The sequence below is a fragment of the Paenibacillus apiarius genome, assembly GCF_017052585.1.
In the GTDB taxonomy this organism is placed as follows: Bacteria; Bacillota; Bacilli; order Paenibacillales; family Paenibacillaceae; genus Paenibacillus_B; species Paenibacillus_B apiarius.
Map to the genome: position 1 here is coordinate 3844918 of NZ_JAFFHZ010000001.1, position 19814 is coordinate 3864731.

Below are 19814 nucleotides of genomic sequence, written 5' to 3' on the forward strand. Positions count from 1 at the left end.
TGAAGCTACGCTTTGATAATTGAAGAGTTCCCGATACAATTCAAGAAAATGGGGTTTTGTAAGCGCTATTTAACGTTATTTTTCAGCCTATTCAACTGAATTTGTTCGTTCTTTGACTTTGTGTGCGAGTAGGGAAACGTATATAATCTCGTTATGAATTGCATACATGCCGAGTTTCGTCCACGGACGAAAGCGGGGGAACCGATTAATGGGGTGAATTTCGCTTAATGACGGTCATAGAGATCCGTCTGCGAATAGGGCAGCCTGAACGTGCCCGAATCCGTCAGCTAACCTCGTAGGCAAGTGCGTCAGGATACCAGCGATAGCATTGGATTTCCAGTGCTTTTTTTCGTGGACAAAAAGAGGTGACACCCCTTGAAACTTTCAAGGAAAAGCAGATTTTTGCATTTAACGCCGTCACGCATACTTGTCGTTGGATTTGCATTAATTATTTTATTAGGCACGTTTCTGCTTATGCTGCCAATCTCCAATGCCGACGGGGAACCGCTGCCTTTTGTTGATGCGTTGTTCACGGCAACATCGGCAACCTGCGTGACTGGGCTAGTTGTGGTCGATACAGGCACCCACTTTACGGTGTTTGGGCAAGTGGTCCTCATGCTGCTCATTCAAGTCGGCGGGCTCGGCTTTATGACGATGGCGACACTGTTTGCGCTTGCCTTTAAAAAAAGAATTTCGTTAAAGGAACGCCTCATTTTGCAAGAAGCGCTTAATCAGGGCAGTATGGAGGGGATTGTCCGGCTTATCCGCAAGGTGCTGCTGTTTGCCTTCTGTATCGAGGGGACCGCCGCAATTCTGTTTGCAACCCGTTGGGCGTTCGACCTGCCGCTGGGACAAGCCGTTTATTTCGGGATATTCCATGCGGTGTCCCTGTTCAACAATGCCGGATTCGATCTATTCGGTTCGGTATCCGGACCGTTCTCCAGCTTGACGAGCTACGTAGGAGATCCGGTCATCAATACGGTGGCTATGCTGCTTATCGTGCTCGGGGGAATCGGTTTTATCGTGTTGTCCGATGTGGTGGATTATCGGCGCACCCGCAAATTGTCGCTGCATACGAAAATTGTGTTGACGATGACCGGGCTTCTAATCGTTATCGGCACAGTCGTTATATTTATTTTCGAATTCACAAATACACGAACGCTTGCTGGTCTCAGCGGGTGGGAGCAATTCTGGGCTTCCCTGTTTCAGTCTGTCAGCCCGCGCACGGCCGGCGCGAATACGATCGATATCGGCGCCATGCGCCAAGCGTCCCAGTTTTTCATGATCGTCCTGATGTTTATCGGGGCTTCGCCCGGTTCAACCGGGGGAGGGATTAAGACAACGACGTTCGCCATCCTTGTTGGAGCGGTCATCACGATGATTCGGGGAAAAGAGGATATCGTCATCTATCGTTATCGCTTGGCGAAGGACAGAATATTCAAAGCTGTTACGTTGACTTTGTTGGCATTGTTCCTCGTCATTATGGTCTCGATGATATTATCGATGACAGAGGATCACCCGTTCCTCATGATTTTGTTCGAGACGACGTCTGCGTTCGGCACGGTCGGCTTGACGATGGGCTTGACGACAGATTTGACCGATGTCGGCAAGGTGCTGCTGTGCCTGACGATGTTCGCCGGCCGGCTCGGGCCAATTACATTGGCGTATGCGCTCGGACCGAAGAGCGAACGGGAATTGTATCGCCATCCGGAAGGCAAGATTACGATAGGATAAATAGACAATAGTAATGGACGAAGGAGTTAATAGCTATTATGGAGTTGCAGCAGTTTGCAGTAGTCGGGATGGGACGATTCGGTTCGGGCCTCGCCAAGGAACTGGTCAGGTTGGGACATCAAGTGCTGGGCATCGATAAGGATGAAGAAGTCGTTGCGGAAATGACGGGCGCGGTAACGCACGCCGTCGTGGCGGATGCGACGGATGAAGATGTGCTTCGCTCGCTCGGCATTCGCAACTTTGATTGCGCGATTGTCGCGATTGGCGATGACATCCAGACGAGCATTCTGGTCAGTATTCAGATGAAGGAGCTGGGCGTAAAGAAGGTAGTCGCGAAGGCGCTGTCTGAGCTGCACGGCCGCGTGCTGGAGCGGCTGGACGTCGACCGGGTTATTTATCCCGAGCGCGACATGGGAATTCGCGTTGCCCATCAGCTTGTGTCACCGAATTTGCTCGATTATATCGAGCTGTCGAAGGAATATACGATTGCCGAGCTCAGTGTGCCCGGCTGCATGCAGGGGATGTCCTTGAAGGAATTGAATCCGCGGGCAAGATTCGGCTGCAGCATCGTCGCGCTCAACAAGCCGGAAGGCATTATTATTGCCCCGTCGGCCGAGGATGTCCTGAATGAGCGGGATATTATGGTCATGATCGGAACCAACCATCAGATTGAAGAATTCGAAGAGTCCATTATGCTGAAAAAATAAGGAAACCGCCGCCTGCGTTGCCCGTCTATTGACGGAGCGAAGCGGGCGGCGGTTTTATCTGCTTCTGCCGGCAAGCCAGCTGTTACAGAAAAATCTTCGTTAAAATGAGCAGCAGCACGAAGTAAAGGGCGATGCTGCTTGCGACGTACAAAAACCGGTTGGCGCGCGTCACTTCCGCCTGCTCCATCGTCTCGGATACCGTCATGATGACGGAGGTGAACCAGACGATGCCGGCAATCGCGAGCGACAAGGAAGTGAAGCTGATGAGCATCATGAGGAAGGCGACCAAATAGGCCGGACCGTATGGCATCTGCATCGCAGCCAAGCGCACGAAGAACGTCTTCACGTCCGAACGCTGCACGCCCTTCCAGCGGCTGACGAGCCAGAGCGCGCCAAACAAGGCGGCGAGCGTAATAATGTGAAGCAAGACGAGCTTGATAAACAAACCGATAGACTCACCTGCACTCGGATAAACGCCGAAAGGAATCATCATGGACATGAGACCGCCGAATATGCTAAAAGCAAATAAGGCAAAGCCAATTGCCGAAGCCGCCACTGCTATGACGCCGTACAGCCAGTCGGAGGCTGGCTGAAGAGCAGAGGCTTCCGTCGGATGCTTCATCAATTGAACGGCGCGCTTCATGTCAAAAGCCGATTCGCGCTTGGCGCCGAATGAAGCTCCACCGTACAAATCGGAACCATTGGCGTTCAATGGTTGGTTAGGCACTTGGCCCGGAGCCGCATAAGGTGCCGAAGCGTCCATCGCTTCAGCAGCGGCAGCAGTTTCCCGATGACTCGCGATCTCTTGGCGGACCGCCGATTCCTTCTGATCGGAAGTGCCGCTTAGCGCTGTCTCCTTGGAGCAGGTGTGGGGCTCGTGCCCGTTCAATTTCTCCCCGCAAAGGTTGCATACATCCATCTAACATCATCCTCCTGAAAAGCCCCTAGATTAGCAAATTTTACTTTTTTCTTTTTCTACTTCAATTTCGACAACAAGCGACTTTATTCCTTCTTGAAAATGTGATTCCATGTCGTTGCCGCCTGCGCCGTTTCTTCAATGAACCGCTTAGCCGCGTGGCTTAAGGCGGCTTGCTCGGAGTATACAATGGAAGTGATGCGTTCGGTTTGCTTCAGCTCTTTTAAATGAATGGCGACCAATTTGTTGTCCTGCAGCCATTCCGGGCGCAGATAAGACTTCGGCAGCAGCGCAGCGGCATGGCTCGTCGACAGCAGCCGCACGATCGCCTCGAAGGAGTCAATCTCCATCCGGATGTCCGGCATAATGCGGTAGCGGCGGAACAGATCGTCGATGAGCTTGCGGTACCAGGTGCCTTTGGAGAACAGCAGCATCGGCAGCCCGTTCAAGCGGGCCATGGACCAATCGCGGCAGCCGGCCAATTCATGATTTTGCGGCAGCACCAGCTGCAAATGGTCTGCGAATAGCGGAATGCATATGAGCCCCGGTTCGCGTATGGCATCGGCTACAAGCCCAAGATCGACCGATTGCTCGCGCACTCGAGATACGATTTCGTGGGTTTTGCCTGTTACGGCCTTCAAGTTCGCCTCCGGATGCTTTTTCACATAAAGAGACACAAATAACGGCAGCGTCGTCTGCAGCGTCGTTAAGCTGGCGCCGATCGTGACGGTTGCATGTCCTTCCGCCTTGTAGTCGGCGATAGACTTCAAGAAATCGAGCTGACGGTTGCGGATGTCAAGCGCGAACTCATATGTAAGCTGACCGACACGGGTCAGTTCCAGCCGCTTGCCGTGCCGGATGAACAATTCAACTCCCAGCTCCGCTTCCAGCTTCGCGATTTGGCGGGATAGAGCGGGTTGAGATATGTTTAGCCGTTTGGATGCTTGGTTTAGACTGGTCAACTCGACGACCGATGCAAAGGACTCCAGCAGATCCAGCATATTGTGAGACCTCCTCGTTTCATTGGTAATATGAAAACGTCAAATGTCAATGATCTCATGCTTATACCTTAAAGTTATAAAAATTATAATAATATTGCAATTCCATTATAAGAAAAAAAGGAGTAACATGGAAGTGTCACAAGTTGTTCACATAGGAAGCGGTTACAAGAGAAACGCATGAGCACTGTCGTAGGAAGCGGCTTCAAGGTTTTCCGGCCTTGACAAGAAAGTGACAAAATGTTGACGCTTTCGACAGGCACAGGTAAAATGAGGATGTTTAATTACCAAAATCTACTGGGAAGCAAATGGAAAGGGGAAACGGCACGCTTATGAAACGAGGTTATTTTTACTCGCGAAAGTTGCACTCGCTTCTTGGGGTTATCCCGCTTGGATTCTTTCTCATTACTCACATGGTATCCAATTATTCCGCGTATGAGGGCGGCAAGGAAGCGTTCCAAGAAAAAGTCGCATTGATCAACGGGTTGCCATTGGTGTTTTTCATGGAAATGTTTTTCATCTGGCTTCCTCTTCTGTATCATGGCGTATACGGCCTATATATCGCCTACACGGCCCGCAACAATGTAGGGAATTACAATTATGGCCGGAATATAGCTTTTCTGATGCAGCGTATTACCGGGGTCATCACGTTTATATTCGTGACTTGGCATGTCTACGAAACGAGAGTGCAAGTAGCGCTTGGCAACATTACGCATGAAGAGCTTGGCTCTCATATGAACAGCATCGTTACGCAGCCAGTCATGTTTATAATCTATTTGGTTGGTGTTGTAGCGGCAACCTATCACTTCGCCAACGGCATGTGGGCTTTTTTGGTCAGTTGGGGAATTACGGTTGGTCCGCGCTCACAAGCGATTTCTGCTAAAATTTGCATGGGGCTGTTCGTGATTATGTCCGCGCTGTTCATATTGGCATTGTTTGCCTTCCGCGGGGCAGAGTTTGCAGCATCTACGGCAGTAATAAATTCAGTATTAACTATCATCGGTTGAGGGAGAGTGGCGCAAAGTGGCTAAACAGAACATTATCGTTGTCGGCGGGGGCTTGGCAGGTCTGATGGCAGCAGTTAAAGCAGCGGAAGCAGGCGTTCACGTCGACCTTTTTTCTTTAGTTCCAGTGAAACGTTCTCACTCTGTCTGCGCACAGGGCGGCATTAACGGTGCGGTGAACACGAAGGGGGAAGGGGATTCGCCTTGGGAGCATTTTGACGATACCGTGTATGGCGGTGACTTCTTGGCGAACCAGCCTCCGGTCAAAGCAATGTGCGAAGCGGCGCCGGGCATTATCCACTTGATGGATCGCATGGGGGTTATGTTCAGCCGGACATCGGAAGGTTTGCTTGATTTCCGCCGTTTCGGGGGGACGCAATATCACCGGACGGCATTCGCGGGCGCGACAACAGGCCAACAGCTGTTGTATGCGCTTGACGAGCAGGTCCGGCGTTGGGAAGCGGCAGGACTCGTGAAGAAGTATGAACATTGGGAATTCATGTCCGCTGTCATTGATGATGAGGAGATTTGCCGGGGCATTACAGCTCAGGATCTGCGCACGATGGATATTAAGTCATTCGCGGCGGATGCGGTCATTTTGGCGACTGGCGGCCCGGGCATTATTTTCGGGAAAACGACGAACTCCGTCATTAACACAGGAACGGCGGCGAGCGCGGTATATCAACAAGGGGTTCGTTATGCGAACGGGGAATTCATTCAGATTCACCCGACGGCGATTCCGGGAGATGACAAGCTGCGCCTGATGTCCGAGTCGGCGCGTGGAGAAGGCGGACGCATCTGGACTTATAAAGACGGCAAGCCATGGTATTTTCTCGAAGAGAAATATCCGGCATACGGGAACTTGGTTCCGCGTGACATCGCGACCCGTGAAATTTTCCACGTCTGCGTAGACTTGAAGCTGGGCATTAACGGGGAGAACATGGTGTACCTTGATCTATCCCATAAAGATCCGAAGGAACTGGATGTGAAGCTTGGCGGCATCATAGAAATTTACGAGAAATTCATGGGTGACGACCCGCGCAAAATTCCAATGAAAATATTCCCTGCCGTTCACTACTCGATGGGCGGAATGTGGGTCGATTATAATCAAATGACAAACATTAAAGGCCTGTTCGCCGCAGGAGAATGCGAATATCAATACCACGGCGCGAACCGGCTTGGCGCGAATTCCTTGCTGTCGGCTATCTTTGGCGGCATGGTGGCCGGCCCGAAAGCGGTGGAGTATATTCGCGGTCTCGACAAATCAGCCGAAGATGTCGCTGCCAGCGTATTCGAACGGGAGTCTAAGCTCAGAACGACTAAATATGAAAGCCTGTTAAGCATGAACGGGACGGAGAATGCGTACGTGCTTCATAAAGAGCTTGGCGATTGGATGACGAACAACATGACCGTCGTCCGTTATAATCATAAGCTGGAAGAGACGATTCTGAAGATTAAAGAGCTGAAGCAGCGCTACAACAACATCAATATGACGGATACCGCCCGCTGGAGCAACCAAGGCGTAACCTTTACGCGCCAGTTATGGAACATGCTCGAATTGGCGGAGGCGATGACACTGGGCGCGCTGCTGCGCGACGAAAGCCGCGGGGCGCACTACAAACCGGATTTCCCTGAGCGGAACGACGAGCAGTTCATGAAGTCGTCGATTGCGGCATGGACGCCGGATGGACCGAAAATCAGCTATGAAGATATAGACGTATCGTTGATCAAGCCGCGCAAGCGTGACTACACGACGGATAAGAAGACGGATAAGAAAACGGATAAGAAGAAAGGAGAATAACGATGGCGGAAGCTGTGGCTCAATCTAAAAAGATCAAGTTCATTGTAACGCGTCAGGACGCTCCGGACGCGCAGCCGTATACCGAGGAGTTCGAAGTTCCGTATCGTCCGAACATGAACGTCATTAGCGCGCTTATGGAAATTCAACGCAATCCGGTCAATGCCGGCGGCAAGCATACATCTCCGGTGTGTTGGGAATCGAACTGTTTGGAGGAAGTGTGCGGCGCATGCTCCATGGTCATCAACGGGAAGCCAAGACAAGCTTGCACCGCGCTCGTCGATAAGCTGGAGCAGCCGATTTCTCTGGCGCCGATGAAGACGTTCCCCATCGTGCGCGACCTCGTCATTAGCCGTGAGCGCATGTTCGATGCTTTGAAACGCGTTAAGGCTTGGATTCCGATCGACGGCACGTATGATCTCGGTCCCGGACCGCGCATGGCAGAGACGAAACGCCAGTGGGCGTATGAGCTCTCCAAGTGCATGACGTGCGGTGTATGTCTGGAGGCTTGCCCGAACGTTAACGACAAGACGAGCTTTATCGGACCGGCTCCAATCTCCCAGGTACGGCTGTTCAATGCGCATCCGACGGGCGAAATGAATAAGGATGAGCGCTTGGAGGCGCTGCTTGATGACGGCGGCATCGAAGGCTGCGGGAACTCGCAGAACTGCGTTCGTTCCTGCCCGAAAGAGATTCCGCTCACGACATCCATTGCGGAAATGAACAAGGATACGACGAAGCTCATGTTCAAGCGTTGGTTTAAGATGTAGCGCTTCGCTTGTGATGAACGATATAGCAATAATTAGAAATGACCAGTACGATATAATAATGGCGCCTCGATTGCGGGGCGCCATTTCTTTTAATAACAATGGTGAATGGAGCGATTCCGGCCTTAGCCGTGACAATAAGCGGGGACTCAGCACAGCCTTTAAGCGCCCCAATTGCGCGGCATCCGCATCGATTCTTTGCCAAGTTCGGCCCATATATATTTCAGCAGCAGCTCTTGCTTTAACGGTTGGGAAGCGGCATCAATGTGAGCGTCGGGATATCGCCGTCTCATTATAGAGGGAAGTATGTATTAAATAAAGAAATCGACGATAGATGTTAAAGGGAAAAAGAAATTATGAATATTTAGTGAAATTTTTAGTATTCGAAAGCTCCGTTTTGCCTTATAGTAAAAAGTAAATATATTACTGTCAAAAATGTCTCCCGCATCCTTGAAGCGAATCGCATTCCGGCAACTGCGATGAAAGCCCAAAAACAGGGGGTGTTATTCATAATTATCCATTTGTCTGAGAAGGACAAACACAGATGGAAGCAGAATTGTCTGTTTAGACGGTTGAAGGCGATTGTCGATGAATGGGACCCACTAGGCTTATTGGCGCTGGGCGCGCCGGACGATGAATACGACTGCTTGACCATACATATGGTCGAATTGTATGAAAGTCAGTTAGATATGCTGGAAATGGCGGAGCGATTGGAGCAGTGCATGGAAGATCATTTCGGGATTGGGCCGAGCATGATGGGGCTTGAACGATCGCAGGTATGGCGGGAAGGAATCGATTCTTTTTGTAAGCGCTTAGAATGGGAGCGACAGAGCCTGGCTGAGAATCAATGAATCTCAGCGGAAAGGTTAATGCGTTTATCTTTGAGCTGGTAATGTACTCTTGTCCTTAGGGTATGTTCCGGCTCATTTTGTCGTTCATGATCGATGTTGCAAATAAAGGCGAAAGCGGGCTCAGGGGAGTAGAGCCCGCTTTTATTCATAATCAAGTCATAACACTTTGTCTCAGGCGCACTAGCGCATCAAGCGCTTCATAATGCCCTTCCGGTTCTTGGCACCGGGATAGCGGAAGGAAATATCGAACCAAGTAGGCTGATACAGCACGCTCTTCTCGTGGCTGAACGCATCAAAGCTGTATTTTCCATGATAGCTGCCCATGCCGCTCTCGCCGACGCCGCCGAACGGGAGGTAAGGTGTCGCGATATGCATGAGCGTGTCATTGATGCATCCGCCTCCGAAAGAAATGCGTCCGACCACCCGTTCCTCCAGCCTGCGGTCTGTTGTGAAGAGATAGAGCGCGAGCGGCTTCGGACGCGCCAGAATGGCCCGCTCTGCTTCTTCATACGATTCGTAAGCAAGGACTGGCAGTATCGGGCCGAAGATTTCTTCTTGCATCACCGGCATCTCCCATGTCACTTCAGTCAGAACGGCAGGGGACATGCGGCGCCGATCCTTGCTGATCTCGCCGCCGAAGGCAATGCGGCCATCCTTCAGGAACGATTGAAGCCGTTCTGTATGCCGCTCGCTCACAATGGACGCGTACTCCGGACTCATGAGCGGATCATTTCCGTAAAATCGCCGTACTGCTTGTTTCAACTCGCGTACGAACTCGTCGTGCCGTGAGCGATGGACGTAGACATAGTCCGGCGCGACGCATGTCTGGCCGGCGTTGGTCCATTTACCGAAGGCGATGCGCCGTGCTGCAAGCGCAATATCGGCATCTTCGTGGACAATACACGGACTTTTGCCGCCGAGCTCCAGCGTCACCGGAGTTAGCCGCTTCGCCGCCGCACTCATAACGATCTTGCCGACATGGACGCTGCCGGTGAAGAATATGAAATCAAACGGCAAATCGAGCAGTTGCGCGCTCATCTCAACTCCGCCTTCCAACACGGCCACATGGCGCGAATCGAACGTATCCTTAATCAACCGCGCGATGCAAGCGCTCGTATGCGGCGTCAGCTCGGATGGCTTCACCACTGCCGTGTTGCCGGCTGCCAGAGCTCCGACGAGCGGTGCCAGCGCCAATTGGAACGGATAGTTCCAGGGCGCGATAATCAGCGTGCAGCCGTACGGCTCCGGCACGATCTTGCCGCGGCTTCCTATATGCGTCAGTGCCGCCTTGACCTTGCGCGGCTTCGCCCAGCGCTGCGCCCGCTTGGCCGCGAGCCTGGCTTCCTCCAGGACGATGCCGATTTCGGTCATATAAGCTTCGGCTTCGCTCTTGCCCAGGTCCAGGTGAAGCGCACGGACGATGTCGCCCTCCATTCGGGAGACGGCATTGTGCAGCGCTGTCAGTGCGCGCCGGCGCAAGGCAATGTCACGGGTGTTGCCTTCATTGAAGTACGAGCGCTGAGAAGCAAGTATATCTTCCTGTATAGACATGAACGTCAGCCTCCTGTCCGCAATAGGGTTGCGTATTTCTGCGAAAACTAGTGCTTCTCGGTAAAGGGTTACCTTTTAAGCACGCATGATGAGATCATTAAACCATATTATGCGGGCATTTGCATTGCTTTCCCCGCTGATTCATAATAAAAGCAATAAAGTAATCGACTGGGAGCCGACAGGAGTGGAGTCGACAACTGCAAAAGTGCAGTTGTTTTTGCGAATTAGCGCCCTTTTCGGCGTTTGAACTGCAAATGTACAGTTCGAAGCGAAGGGGTTACCATTATTTATGCGATTATGCGAAAATGAACGGTACGATTCAGGTTGTTGAGAAACCCCGCATGAAACAAAAAAGGGTGGAGGGTGTCCGCTGGAGAGACCTGGCGATCGCCTTTGAATCCGAGTCATCCCCGCACCGTCTCATCCCTAATGACTTGGATTCAACAGCGACGGAAGCGGATACCCCACCATACTTGTTTCTTTTTACATTTTGGGTTTCTCAACAAGCTCACGATTGCAGTCCAGCGTGACGAAAGACGTGAAAAGGGAACTTCCAAATGTATAATTGCAGTTGGAGACGTTCATCAACCGTTCGCCAACACTATAGAGCGCTTGGGCGTTGGCGAAATTCGTTTGTACTGACCGAAGGGGAGAGTAACTGGAAAGGGCAAACGGAGAGTTTCTCCTGCCTCTCTTACTATCTTGAGACAAGTAATTTGAAGCTGTAATCAAAATTTAACCATGGAATTCAATAGTTCAATTAATATAGGATTAGCATAAATCTTGTCGATGAAGCATAGCAAAGAAAATATGGATCGATAGCCATCAACTCGTTAGGACATGTTTCACCAATTTACATTGCAGAGAAGCTGCAAATGATTGCTACATAGAGAGGAGACGATGCGAAATGCAGTCCATTGCCATTATTTCAGATATACATGGAAACTTGCAGGCGCTGGAAGCGGTGATCACCGACATTAAGCGTCAGGGCGCTGATCGGATATATTGCTTAGGAGACCTTGTCGGCAAAGGACCGAATCCGGCAGAAGCGGTCGACCTCCTGTTCGAGCATTGCGATGTGATCGTGCGGGGGAATTGGGACGATCTCGTCCTGCAAATCGAGGACGATGATCAATTCCGCTGGCATGCGAAGCAGCTTGGAAGCAAGCGATTGGAGATGCTCGGCAAGCTGCCGTTCTCGCATGATTTCATTATGAGCGGCCGCCACATTCGGCTCGTTCACGCTTCGCCGCAGAGCGTCTATCATCGCGTTCAGCCGTGGGATGAGCTGGAGAAGCGCCTTGAGATGTTCGAATTTACATCTTCTTTAACCGAGCCGCTGCATCCATGCCAACCACCGGATGTCGTCGTGTACGGAGACATCCATAACGCTTATTTACAGCACCTGCAGGGCCGGACGTTAGTCAATTGCGGCAGCGTAGGCAATCCGCTGGATCTGACGCAAGCATCCTATATTATGCTCCAGGGTCATTGCGGGCAAGTGCATGCGAGCGAATTCTCCATTCATTTTCACCGCGTTCCATATGATATCGAACGTGCCGTGCGTGCGGCGGAAGAAGCGGGCATGCCCGGTCTTAAGCCATATGTGCGCGAGCTGCGAACCGGCGTATACCGAGGATTGCAGAAGGCTGAGGAGTAATCTGAAAATGGTTGTGCAAACAGCGCCCCTTTTGATTGCGCGCGAAAGTTACTTTTCCTCTTCCCAAGCGCTTATCATGGTGATACGATAGTATCCGTTGCTTTCATAACGGAGCGACTTCATTATGTAATAAGCGAACGGAAAGGTGGAGACATCAAGTGAAAGCGCAGCATTGGTTCACCCATCCTGTCGGGATGACGGTCAGCGCCGTAGTCGCCGCATTATTGTGGGGAAGCGCCATGCCAGCCATCAAGATCGGGTATGAAGAGCTTGGCATCGCATCGCAGGCGACGCATCAGCAATGGGTGTTCGCGGGGTACCGTTTCCTTCTGGCTGGACTCATGCTCATGCTGTTCGCGGCATGTGTCAACCGTGCCGCCCGTGCGGGGAAGCCGGCGATTCAGGCCAAGCCGCGGCGCACAGGATGGCGTGTGACACGCCTTGCCTTCATTCAGACTTTTCTGCAGTATCTATGTTTTTATATCGGCTTAAGTTTAAGTACGGGCATGAAGGGAGCTATCATTACGGGAGCAACCTGCTTCTTCCAAATGGTCGTGGCTCGTCTCATGGATCGCAATGAAAGCTTTACGCCCGGTAAGACGTTAGGATTGTGTCTTGGATTTGCGGGCGTTATTATCGTCACGCTGAATCAGGGCGGAATGGCGATATCGCTTGGCATCGGAGATGTATGTCTTATTTTGTCCGCATTGTTTGGCGGATGGGGCAATGTGCTGGCCCGCCATGAAGCCAGAGATCTTCCCGTATTATGGCTAACCGGACGTCAGATGGCGCTCGGCGGATTCGGACTAATCGTCATCGGAGCATGGCGGGCCGGCTGGTCGCCTTTCCATTGGGACACCGCTTCGGTTATGCTGCTGTTGTACTTGGCCTTCCTATCGGCAGCGGGATTCAGTCTATGGAACATGGTCATGAAATATAATAGCGTGGGCAAAGTATCGATGTTCTTGTTCCTTATTCCGGTATTTGGCGTTTTGCTGTCCGCGTGGCTGCTCGGGGAAGCATGGAATGAGTGGACACTCGTATCGCTTGGACTTGTGGTGGCAGGAATTCTCGTCGTCAACCGATCGGCGGTTGCGGAGCAGCGCGAGGCGACGATTCGCAAAGCCTCTTAACATCATTTTAACGATTTGTTACACAACGGTAATATTCCTGTTAACGTCGGTTAATATTGAGAGGGTATATTGGTAACAAGACCCCCTTTTGATGAATATATATATCCCTTGAGTCGGACCTGAACGCTTCAGGTCCTCTTTTTTTGCCGTTCTTCCGCATAACACAAAAAGCCGCTCTAATCGAGCGGCACCTCATGCTTATGCTTCTCTTTGTAATATACCCAGCGCGCAAAGCCGATTTCCTTCAAGCGCGCACGGACCTGTTCCCATTCGTCGCCGACGCGGGAAGGGATATGCGCATCAGAGCCGAATGTCACATCGACCCCAAAATGAAGCGCACGCTCCAATATTTCATCCGACGGGTACCAACCGCCGCTCAGCTTCGTCTTGCCGGACGTGTTAATTTCAATGGCGACCTTGCATTCGGCGATGACTTTTAGCGTGTCGTCGATGACATCCCAGGCCTCGATCTCGGAGAACGCCGGATAATTGCCCTTCATCGCATCGATGTGGCCGAGAATCTGGAACATGCCGGACCGCGCAGAATCGCGGATGAGCTCGTAATAGACGCGCTTTTCGGCAACCTTCCGCTCTGTGGACAGGTTCTTCCACCGGTTTTTATTGAATATGCTGACGCCGCCCGTACTATGCACCGAACCGATGATGTAGTCGAACGGGTAGCGGGACAGCGCTTCGCGATACAGCTCCGCGTACTCCGGGAAGAAATCAGATTCGATGCCGAGCAGCACATCGATGCGTCCCGCATATTCCTGCTTCAGCTGCAGCACTTCCTCCACATAATTGCTGAACTCGCCTTTCGCCATGGTAATATTGGGGAACGGATGCTCCTTGTCGCTCCCGAAATATGGAGTATGATCCGAAATGCCGATAACGTCCAACCCATGCTTGATTCCGGCTTCGATATAATCGCGAATGTTGCCGTCGGCATGGCCGCAGCGAAAATGATGCGTATGCAAATCAAATTTCATACAAAACCTCCTACTCTGAACCGATGAATTGAGTTTCCGGCATGCCCTTCAAGTCACTTAGAAATTGCTGCATCGCCGAGTTTAAATATCGGCCCGTTCGGTACATGACGCCAACCGGGTGGGTCGTCTCCAGCTCATGAATATGCACGATTTGCAGCGTTCCGCGACGCAGCTCATTGCTGACAGACAGCTTCGAGATGATGGCTGCGCCAAGATTGAGCTCCACCATCCGCTTCACCTCTTCGCTGCTCGACAGCTCCATGACGATGTGCGGCTGAATGTCGTATTTGCGGAAGACCTCGTCCGCGAATTTGCGTCCCAACGTGTCGGGAGACAGCACGATGAGAGGGATTTCCCGCAGCATTTCCACCGTGCCGTGCTTATGTGCGGCCAGCGGATGATCAGGGCTTACGACTAACTCGAACGTATCGTAATAGAGTGCGGAAGAGACTAAATTCGGGTTCTTTTCATTTAGATAACCGATGCCGATATCGACCGCACCATTTTCGATATGGGCCATAACCTGTGAGGAGGACATCGACAGAATCTTCGTCTTAATCAACGGAAATTGGTCTTGAAAATAGGAAAGCACCCGCGGAAGAATCTGAATTGCAATCGATGTCGTTGTGCCCAACACAATGTGTCCTTGCGGAATTTGATTCAAATCGGCGAGCTTTTGCTTCAAATCATCGACAATATGTAGGATGCGCGCTGCATGTTCAAGAAATACTTGACCGCTATCCGTTAAGGTGACCGGCTGATTGCGGTCGATGAGCACCGTCTTGAACTCATCCTCCAAGCTCTTAATCTGTGCGGACACTGCAGGCTGCGTCAAATTAAGCAATTCCCCCGCCTTACGGAAGCTCATCGTCTTAGAGATGGTGGTGAGCGTTTCTAATTGACTTAAATTCATGAGGGCTCCTCCTTTCCCATGCAATGATCTTTGTTGCTTTGGCGATTGTTTTAAAAGAATTTATCATTTTTATCGTAGCAATAAAATTGTTTTGTCACTATACATCTGATTATAGAGGAAGCGGACGGCTTGAGCAAATGTTTGCCAATTTATTAGTGCGCTATTTCAAGGAAGATTATACTTGGCACGATAGCTCCGGAAGCAGTGTTGGCGAAGACTTGCCAAAACTTAATATTTGAAACAGTTGACCCATTGCCGCGCGATCACGCACAATGATTGAAGACGTTCTCATGAGAACGCTCATATCGAAGGCAGGGGGAGTGCGATGCGCACGAAGGAAGTTCGCAGCTGGATGATGTACGATTGGGCCAACTCCGCGTTCGCCACCACGATGCTGGCGGCGGTTCTGCCCATCTTTTATCAGACCGTGGCCGCATCGAATTTGCCGGCCCATCAAGCAACGAGTTACTGGGCGTTTACGCAGACAATTGGCATGATTCTCGTAGCGCTGCTGTCGCCGATTCTCGGCGCCATCGCTGATTTGTCGCAGCGAAAAATGGCCTTTTTACGCGTATTTGCTTGGGCGGGCGCCATAGGCTGCGCGCTGATGGCATTTGCGGGCGAAGGAGATTGGATTTACGTATCGGCATTGTTCATCATTGCTACGTTGGGCTTCTCGGGAGGAAACACGTTCTATGATTCGCTGCTGCCTGACATTGCGGCGCCGCATGAGCGGGACGAGGTATCCGCCAAAGGCTACATGTACGGGTATATCGGCGGGGGCGTGCTGCTCGCAATCAATATTGTCATGCTGGAAATGTGGGAGCCGCTCGGGTTTGCAAGCAAGATAGCCGCGACGCAAGCCGTGTTCCTGACCGTCGGAATATGGTGGCTTTTGTTCTCCATGCCGCTGTTCAAAAATTTGCGCGATCCGGTACGAATCGAACGCCGGCCGGCCGCGTATTATGCGAAGCACGGCTTCGGGCGTATTTTTCACACCATGAGGAGAATCAAGCATTATCCGGAACTGGTTAAATACATTTTCGCCTTTTGGTTTTTCAATGACGGCATTTCCACCATCATTGGCATGTCAGCTATTTACGGGGCCGAAATCGGAATTCAGACGAGCCATCTCATTATCGCGTTGCTGATTACCCAGTTCGTCGGCATTCCGTTTACGTTCCTGTTCGCCAAGTTCGCCAACCGGCTCGGTTCAAAACGTTCGCTCTATATTTCGCTGAGCACCTATATCGTCATCGTGTTTCTCGGTTACTTCATGACGACGGCGCATCACTTCTACATTTTGGCGTTCATGGTCGGGATGGTTCAGGGCGGAAGCCAGGCCGTGTCCCGTTCGGTGTACAGTCAAATGGTGCCGCGCAGCCGCGCGTCCGAATTTTTTGGTTTCTTAAGCCTGTCGAGCAAAGTATCGGCTTCCATCGGCCCGGCCGTATTCGGGGCCGTCGGTTTGTTGACCGGTTCAACGCGGCTTGCCATTCTGTCCATATTGCTCTTCTTTATTGTTGGAATCCTGCTGCTTATTTTCGTAAATATCGAGAAGGGGCGCATGGAGGCGGATCGGGAAGATGAAATACTGTGCGCGACTTCAGCATCGTCCATGGTGCCTTTGAATTAGGGCGGAAATAGGAAATAGAAACACCGCTTTATTGGATATTGAACGCTGTCAACAACAATAAGGCGGTGCTCTATAAGCATTGCTGCAGGGCGATTGAAGCAGGGTCAGGCTTGTTTGTTCAGCGACCGGTTCGCCAGCTTGACGATCTCCACAATCGGAATAATCGAGAGCGCTGCCGCGATGACGATGATCCATTGCTCCGTGTTCAGCATGACAACATTGAATAAATCGTTCAAGCCCGGGATGACGATGACCAAGATGACGAGCAGTGCGGAAATAAGCGCCGCATAGTTCATCTGCTTGTTCGAGAAAAATCCGATCTTGAACAACGAATGCTTGTTGGAGCGCACGTTGAACGCATGGGTAAGCTGGATTAAGCCTAAAGTGGCGAATGCCATCGTTATCGCGACGTTCTCGGAATAATGCGTATGTCCCCAGTAATAGGCGAACAGCGTAAGAGCCGCTTCCAGCAACCCTTGGTATATGATGCCGCTGCCTACCCCATCCGCAAATACGCTTGTCGAGGCTTTGCGCGGCGGACGCTTCATCATGTCGGCTTCCGCTCGCTCCAACCCGAGCGCGAGCGCAGGCAGCGTGTCGGTTACTAGGTTAATCCACAAGATATGAATCGGGAATAATATTTTCCAATTCAACAACGTAGCGATGAAGAGCGTTACGACCTCGCCTAAGTTCGCCGACAGCAAATATTGTATCGTCTTGCGAATATTGGTGTACACTTTCCGGCCCTCTTCCACGGCAACGACGATGGTGGAGAAGTTATCGTCGGCCAGCACCATATCGGACACTCCCTTGGACACGTCCGTACCGGTAATGCCCATGCCGACCCCGATATCGGATGCCTTCAGCGCCGGCGCGTCATTCACGCCGTCGCCGGTCATGGCGACAATCTTGCCCTTCTTCTTCCAAGCCTTCACGATCCGGACCTTATGTTCAGGCGATACCCGCGCATAGACGGAATACTCCGTCACTTTGTCAGCGAAGTCCTCGTCGCTTATCTGATTCAGCTCGGTGCCGGTCAATACGCCGCTTTCATCTTGGATAATGTCCAATTCCTTCGCGATGGCTGCGGCTGTATCCCGGTGGTCGCCGGTAATCATAACGGGGCGGATGCCCGCCATTTTACAGATGCGCACCGCTTCCTTCACTTCTTCCCGCGGCGGATCGATCATCCCGACTAGGCCGCTGAAGACGAGCCCCTGCTCCACAGCTTCGGCGGTCAGCTTTTCAGGGAGCCGCTCCGCATCCTGATAAGCAAGCGCCAATACGCGCAACGCCTTGCTGGCCATTTCTTTATTCGCTGCGGCAATGTCGTGGCGGTGTTCATTCGTCATGGGCACAACGGCGCCATGCATGAATATATGGCTGCAGCGATCGAGCAGTACATCAGGTGCGCCCTTCGTCATGATACGGTAGGAGTTGGCCGTTTCGCCACTCCGGTTCGACATATCATGAATCGTCGTCATTAGCTTGCGATCGGAGTCGAAGGGAATTTCGGCTGCCCGCGGATACAGCCGTTCGCCGTCGCGCTTGTCCATTCCTTTTGCCAAGGCGAAGCCGACAAGCGCCGTTTCCGTCGGGTCCCCGATGAGCGATATGTCATTTTGCGATCCGGCCGCGCCATTCGCTTCTTCCGTAATCTTCGAATCGTTGCAGAGCGTCATCACTTCCAGGAACGCTTCATATCCCTTGAGTTGCTGCAATGGTTCTTCCGCCGGGTGCAGAGCGCCGTCCAAATAGATCTGCTTGACGGTCATCTTGTTCTGCGTCAGCGTACCTGTCTTGTCCGAGCATATAATTTCGGTGCTGCCGAGCGTTTCCACCGCCGGGAGCTTGCGGATGATCGCCTTGCGTTTTGCCATCTTCTGAACGCCCAACGCCAGAATGATCGTAACAATCGCTGGCAAGCCTTCCGGGATGGCGGCTACCGCCAGCGATATGGAAGTGAGAAGCATTTCGAAAATTTCCCGGCCCTCGACCAATCCGACGACGAAGATGACGATGGCAACGCCGATAATAATAAACGTAAAATATTTCCCCAGTTCGTTCAGCTTGGTCTGGAGCGGGGTCGCCTCATCCTCCTCTTGCGATATGTAACCGGCAATTTTGCCGACTTCGGTCTCGGCTCCGGTCGCCGTTACGACGCCGATGCCCCGTCCATAGGACACATTGCTGCTCATATATGCCATGTTTTTACGATCACCGATAACGAGATCGGCCTTATCTAACGCTTCGATCCCTTTCTCTACCGGAACGGATTCCCCCGTTAACGCCGCTTCTTCAATTTTAAGCGACGCGGATGTGATAATCCGCAGATCCGCCGGCACAACGTTGCCTGCTTCCAGCACGACGATGTCGCCCGGTACGAGGTCTTCGGCTTTAATGTTCATCGCTTTGCCGCCCCGCATGACCTGGGCATTAGGGGACGACATTTGCTTCAGCGCCGTCAGCGCCTGCTCGGCTTTGTTCTCTTGAATAACGCCGAGCACCGCGTTCAATATGACGACAACCAGGATGATGATCGAATCCGTCCACTCGCCCAATAAGCCGGAGATCAGCGCCGCGATTAGCAGGATGATAATCATCACATCTTTGAATTGCTCCAGCAGCTTCGCGAAGACAGATTTTCTCGCGGCTTCCTGCAGCGCATTTTTGCCGTAACGCCGCAGCCGTTCCTCCGCTTCTGCGGCAGCCAAGCCATCTTTGTTCGTTTGCAAATGAGCAATGACCTGTTCGGCCGTTAACGTATGTAACGGATCGACAGGTTTTTTTGAATCGCTCTTCTCCATGAGAGCCCATCTCCTATCCATTCTATATAACTTGAACTGCGGTGTAATCTGTGCTGCTGCTGCATCGTCTTAGAAGCAATGGTTCTAGAGACAAGTACACCAAAATTAATCTCACCAGAGGGATGCCCCGTCTGAACGAGAGGGAGTATCGGGAGAAGTCCTTGACCGCGAACCGTTGTTGGCTGGAAATCTGTTCTTTCATTCCATTTATATAGTGTGACGGTTTAAGTGAAAAGTTATGTATACGCGCAAGTATGAGCATTTATCCTTATATTAACGCTGTAAGTCCAGTTTGAATCGTGTATCATTGGGGAGAGATAGCGAAAGAGTTGGGCGTCAGGCCAAAGGCA

General features: G+C 51.7%; 15 protein-coding genes and 1 riboswitch. Of the genes, 9 read left to right on the forward strand and 6 right to left on the reverse strand.

Translation table 11 applies throughout. From position 1 onward, the window contains the following. Nucleotides 1–157 precede the first annotated feature (157 nt). Nucleotides 158–317: riboswitch (cyclic di-AMP (ydaO/yuaA leader) on the forward strand. Nucleotides 318–375: 58 nt separating this feature from the next. Continuing rightward, nucleotides 376–1734 (forward strand): TrkH family potassium uptake protein, encoded by a 1359-nt coding sequence (locus JSQ80_RS17225; RefSeq protein ID WP_087435979.1) that lies wholly within the window; start codon nt 376–378, stop codon nt 1732–1734. Nucleotides 1735–1772: 38 nt separating this feature from the next. After that, nucleotides 1773–2441, forward strand: coding sequence for a potassium channel family protein (locus tag JSQ80_RS17230; protein ID WP_087435980.1), 669 nt, complete (start codon nt 1773–1775; stop codon nt 2439–2441). An 82-nt stretch (nt 2442–2523) separates the two neighbouring features. Here the strand turns inward: JSQ80_RS17230 and JSQ80_RS17235 are convergent, their stop codons facing one another. Together JSQ80_RS17235 and JSQ80_RS17240 are read right to left on the reverse strand one after the other, a co-directional pair. Further along, nucleotides 2524–3360 (reverse strand): hypothetical protein, encoded by an 837-nt coding sequence (locus JSQ80_RS17235; RefSeq protein ID WP_206096117.1) that lies wholly within the window; start codon nt 3358–3360, stop codon nt 2524–2526. Between the two features lie 83 nt (nt 3361–3443). Then, the gene (locus JSQ80_RS17240; RefSeq protein ID WP_206096118.1) at nt 3444–4358 is read right to left on the reverse strand and encodes a LysR family transcriptional regulator; all 915 of its coding nucleotides are present in this window, start codon (nt 4356–4358) and stop codon (nt 3444–3446) included. 329 nt (nt 4359–4687) lie between these two features. Here JSQ80_RS17240 and JSQ80_RS17245 point away from each other — a divergent pair, with 329 nt between their 5' ends. From JSQ80_RS17245 to JSQ80_RS17260, 4 genes are all read left to right on the forward strand, one after another. Further along, nucleotides 4688–5362 carry a succinate dehydrogenase cytochrome b558 subunit gene (locus JSQ80_RS17245; protein ID WP_206096119.1) on the forward strand — a complete coding sequence of 225 codons (675 nt, stop codon included), beginning with the start codon at nt 4688–4690 and terminating at the stop codon, nt 5360–5362. Between the two features lie 16 nt (nt 5363–5378). Continuing rightward, the gene (gene sdhA / locus JSQ80_RS17250) at nt 5379–7160 is read left to right on the forward strand and encodes a succinate dehydrogenase flavoprotein subunit (protein WP_206096120.1); all 1782 of its coding nucleotides are present in this window, start codon (nt 5379–5381) and stop codon (nt 7158–7160) included. Between the two features lie 2 nt (nt 7161–7162). After that, nucleotides 7163–7927 carry a succinate dehydrogenase iron-sulfur subunit gene (sdhB, locus tag JSQ80_RS17255; RefSeq protein ID WP_087435985.1) on the forward strand — a complete coding sequence of 255 codons (765 nt, stop codon included), beginning with the start codon at nt 7163–7165 and terminating at the stop codon, nt 7925–7927. A gap of 497 nt (nt 7928–8424) precedes the next feature. Then, nucleotides 8425–8775, forward strand: coding sequence for a hypothetical protein (locus tag JSQ80_RS17260; protein ID WP_254912333.1), 351 nt, complete (start codon nt 8425–8427; stop codon nt 8773–8775). Between the two features lie 180 nt (nt 8776–8955). On the opposite strand, the gene JSQ80_RS17265 is transcribed toward JSQ80_RS17260, so the two are convergent. Then, the gene (locus JSQ80_RS17265) at nt 8956–10326 is read right to left on the reverse strand and encodes an aldehyde dehydrogenase (RefSeq protein WP_206096121.1); all 1371 of its coding nucleotides are present in this window, start codon (nt 10324–10326) and stop codon (nt 8956–8958) included. Between the two features lie 907 nt (nt 10327–11233). Here JSQ80_RS17265 and JSQ80_RS17270 point away from each other — a divergent pair. Continuing rightward, nucleotides 11234–11986 (forward strand): metallophosphoesterase family protein, encoded by a 753-nt coding sequence (locus JSQ80_RS17270; RefSeq protein ID WP_087435988.1) that lies wholly within the window; start codon nt 11234–11236, stop codon nt 11984–11986. Between the two features lie 158 nt (nt 11987–12144). Beyond that, nucleotides 12145–13119, forward strand: coding sequence for a DMT family transporter (locus JSQ80_RS17275; RefSeq protein ID WP_087435989.1), 975 nt, complete (start codon nt 12145–12147; stop codon nt 13117–13119). A gap of 176 nt (nt 13120–13295) precedes the next feature. Here JSQ80_RS17275 and JSQ80_RS17280 read toward each other — a convergent pair whose 3' ends face one another. Together JSQ80_RS17280 and JSQ80_RS17285 are read right to left on the reverse strand one after the other, a co-directional pair. Continuing rightward, nucleotides 13296–14108: a histidinol-phosphatase gene (locus JSQ80_RS17280; protein WP_206096122.1), complete on the reverse strand. Its 813-nt coding sequence runs from the start codon at nt 14106–14108 to the stop codon at nt 13296–13298. 10 nt (nt 14109–14118) lie between these two features. Beyond that, nucleotides 14119–15021 (reverse strand): LysR family transcriptional regulator, encoded by a 903-nt coding sequence (locus tag JSQ80_RS17285; protein WP_206096123.1) that lies wholly within the window; start codon nt 15019–15021, stop codon nt 14119–14121. Between the two features lie 325 nt (nt 15022–15346). Between JSQ80_RS17285 and JSQ80_RS17290 the strand changes: the two genes are divergently transcribed. Continuing rightward, nucleotides 15347–16657 (forward strand): MFS transporter, encoded by a 1311-nt coding sequence (locus tag JSQ80_RS17290; RefSeq protein WP_206096124.1) that lies wholly within the window; start codon nt 15347–15349, stop codon nt 16655–16657. A 104-nt stretch (nt 16658–16761) separates the two neighbouring features. On the opposite strand, the gene JSQ80_RS17295 is transcribed toward JSQ80_RS17290, so the two are convergent. Further along, complete coding sequence (locus JSQ80_RS17295) at nt 16762–19464, reverse strand: calcium-translocating P-type ATPase, SERCA-type (RefSeq protein ID WP_206096125.1); 2703 nt, start codon at nt 19462–19464, stop codon at nt 16762–16764. Nucleotides 19465–19814 lie beyond the last annotated feature (350 nt).

What these genes read in the sequence shown, in the direction of transcription:
- JSQ80_RS17230 (WP_087435980.1), top strand. Translation starts at nt 1,773, where the DNA reads ATGGAGTTGCAGCAGTTTGCAGTAGTCGGGATGGGACGATTCGGTTCG.
- JSQ80_RS17285 (WP_206096123.1), bottom strand. Translation starts at nt 15,021, where the DNA reads ATGAATTTAAGTCAATTAGAAACGCTCACCACCATCTCTAAGACGATG.
- JSQ80_RS17290 (WP_206096124.1), top strand. Translation starts at nt 15,347, where the DNA reads ATGCGCACGAAGGAAGTTCGCAGCTGGATGATGTACGATTGGGCCAAC.
- JSQ80_RS17270 (WP_087435988.1), top strand. Translation starts at nt 11,234, where the DNA reads ATGCAGTCCATTGCCATTATTTCAGATATACATGGAAACTTGCAGGCG.
- JSQ80_RS17235 (WP_206096117.1), bottom strand. Translation starts at nt 3,360, where the DNA reads ATGGATGTATGCAACCTTTGCGGGGAGAAATTGAACGGGCACGAGCCC.
- JSQ80_RS17240 (WP_206096118.1), bottom strand. Translation starts at nt 4,358, where the DNA reads ATGCTGGATCTGCTGGAGTCCTTTGCATCGGTCGTCGAGTTGACCAGT.
- JSQ80_RS17265 (WP_206096121.1), bottom strand. Translation starts at nt 10,326, where the DNA reads ATGTCTATACAGGAAGATATACTTGCTTCTCAGCGCTCGTACTTCAAT.
- JSQ80_RS17245 (WP_206096119.1), top strand. Translation starts at nt 4,688, where the DNA reads ATGAAACGAGGTTATTTTTACTCGCGAAAGTTGCACTCGCTTCTTGGG.
- JSQ80_RS17295 (WP_206096125.1), bottom strand. Translation starts at nt 19,464, where the DNA reads ATGGAGAAGAGCGATTCAAAAAAACCTGTCGATCCGTTACATACGTTA.
- JSQ80_RS17280 (WP_206096122.1), bottom strand. Translation starts at nt 14,108, where the DNA reads ATGAAATTTGATTTGCATACGCATCATTTTCGCTGCGGCCATGCCGAC.
- sdhB (WP_087435985.1), top strand. Translation starts at nt 7,163, where the DNA reads ATGGCGGAAGCTGTGGCTCAATCTAAAAAGATCAAGTTCATTGTAACG.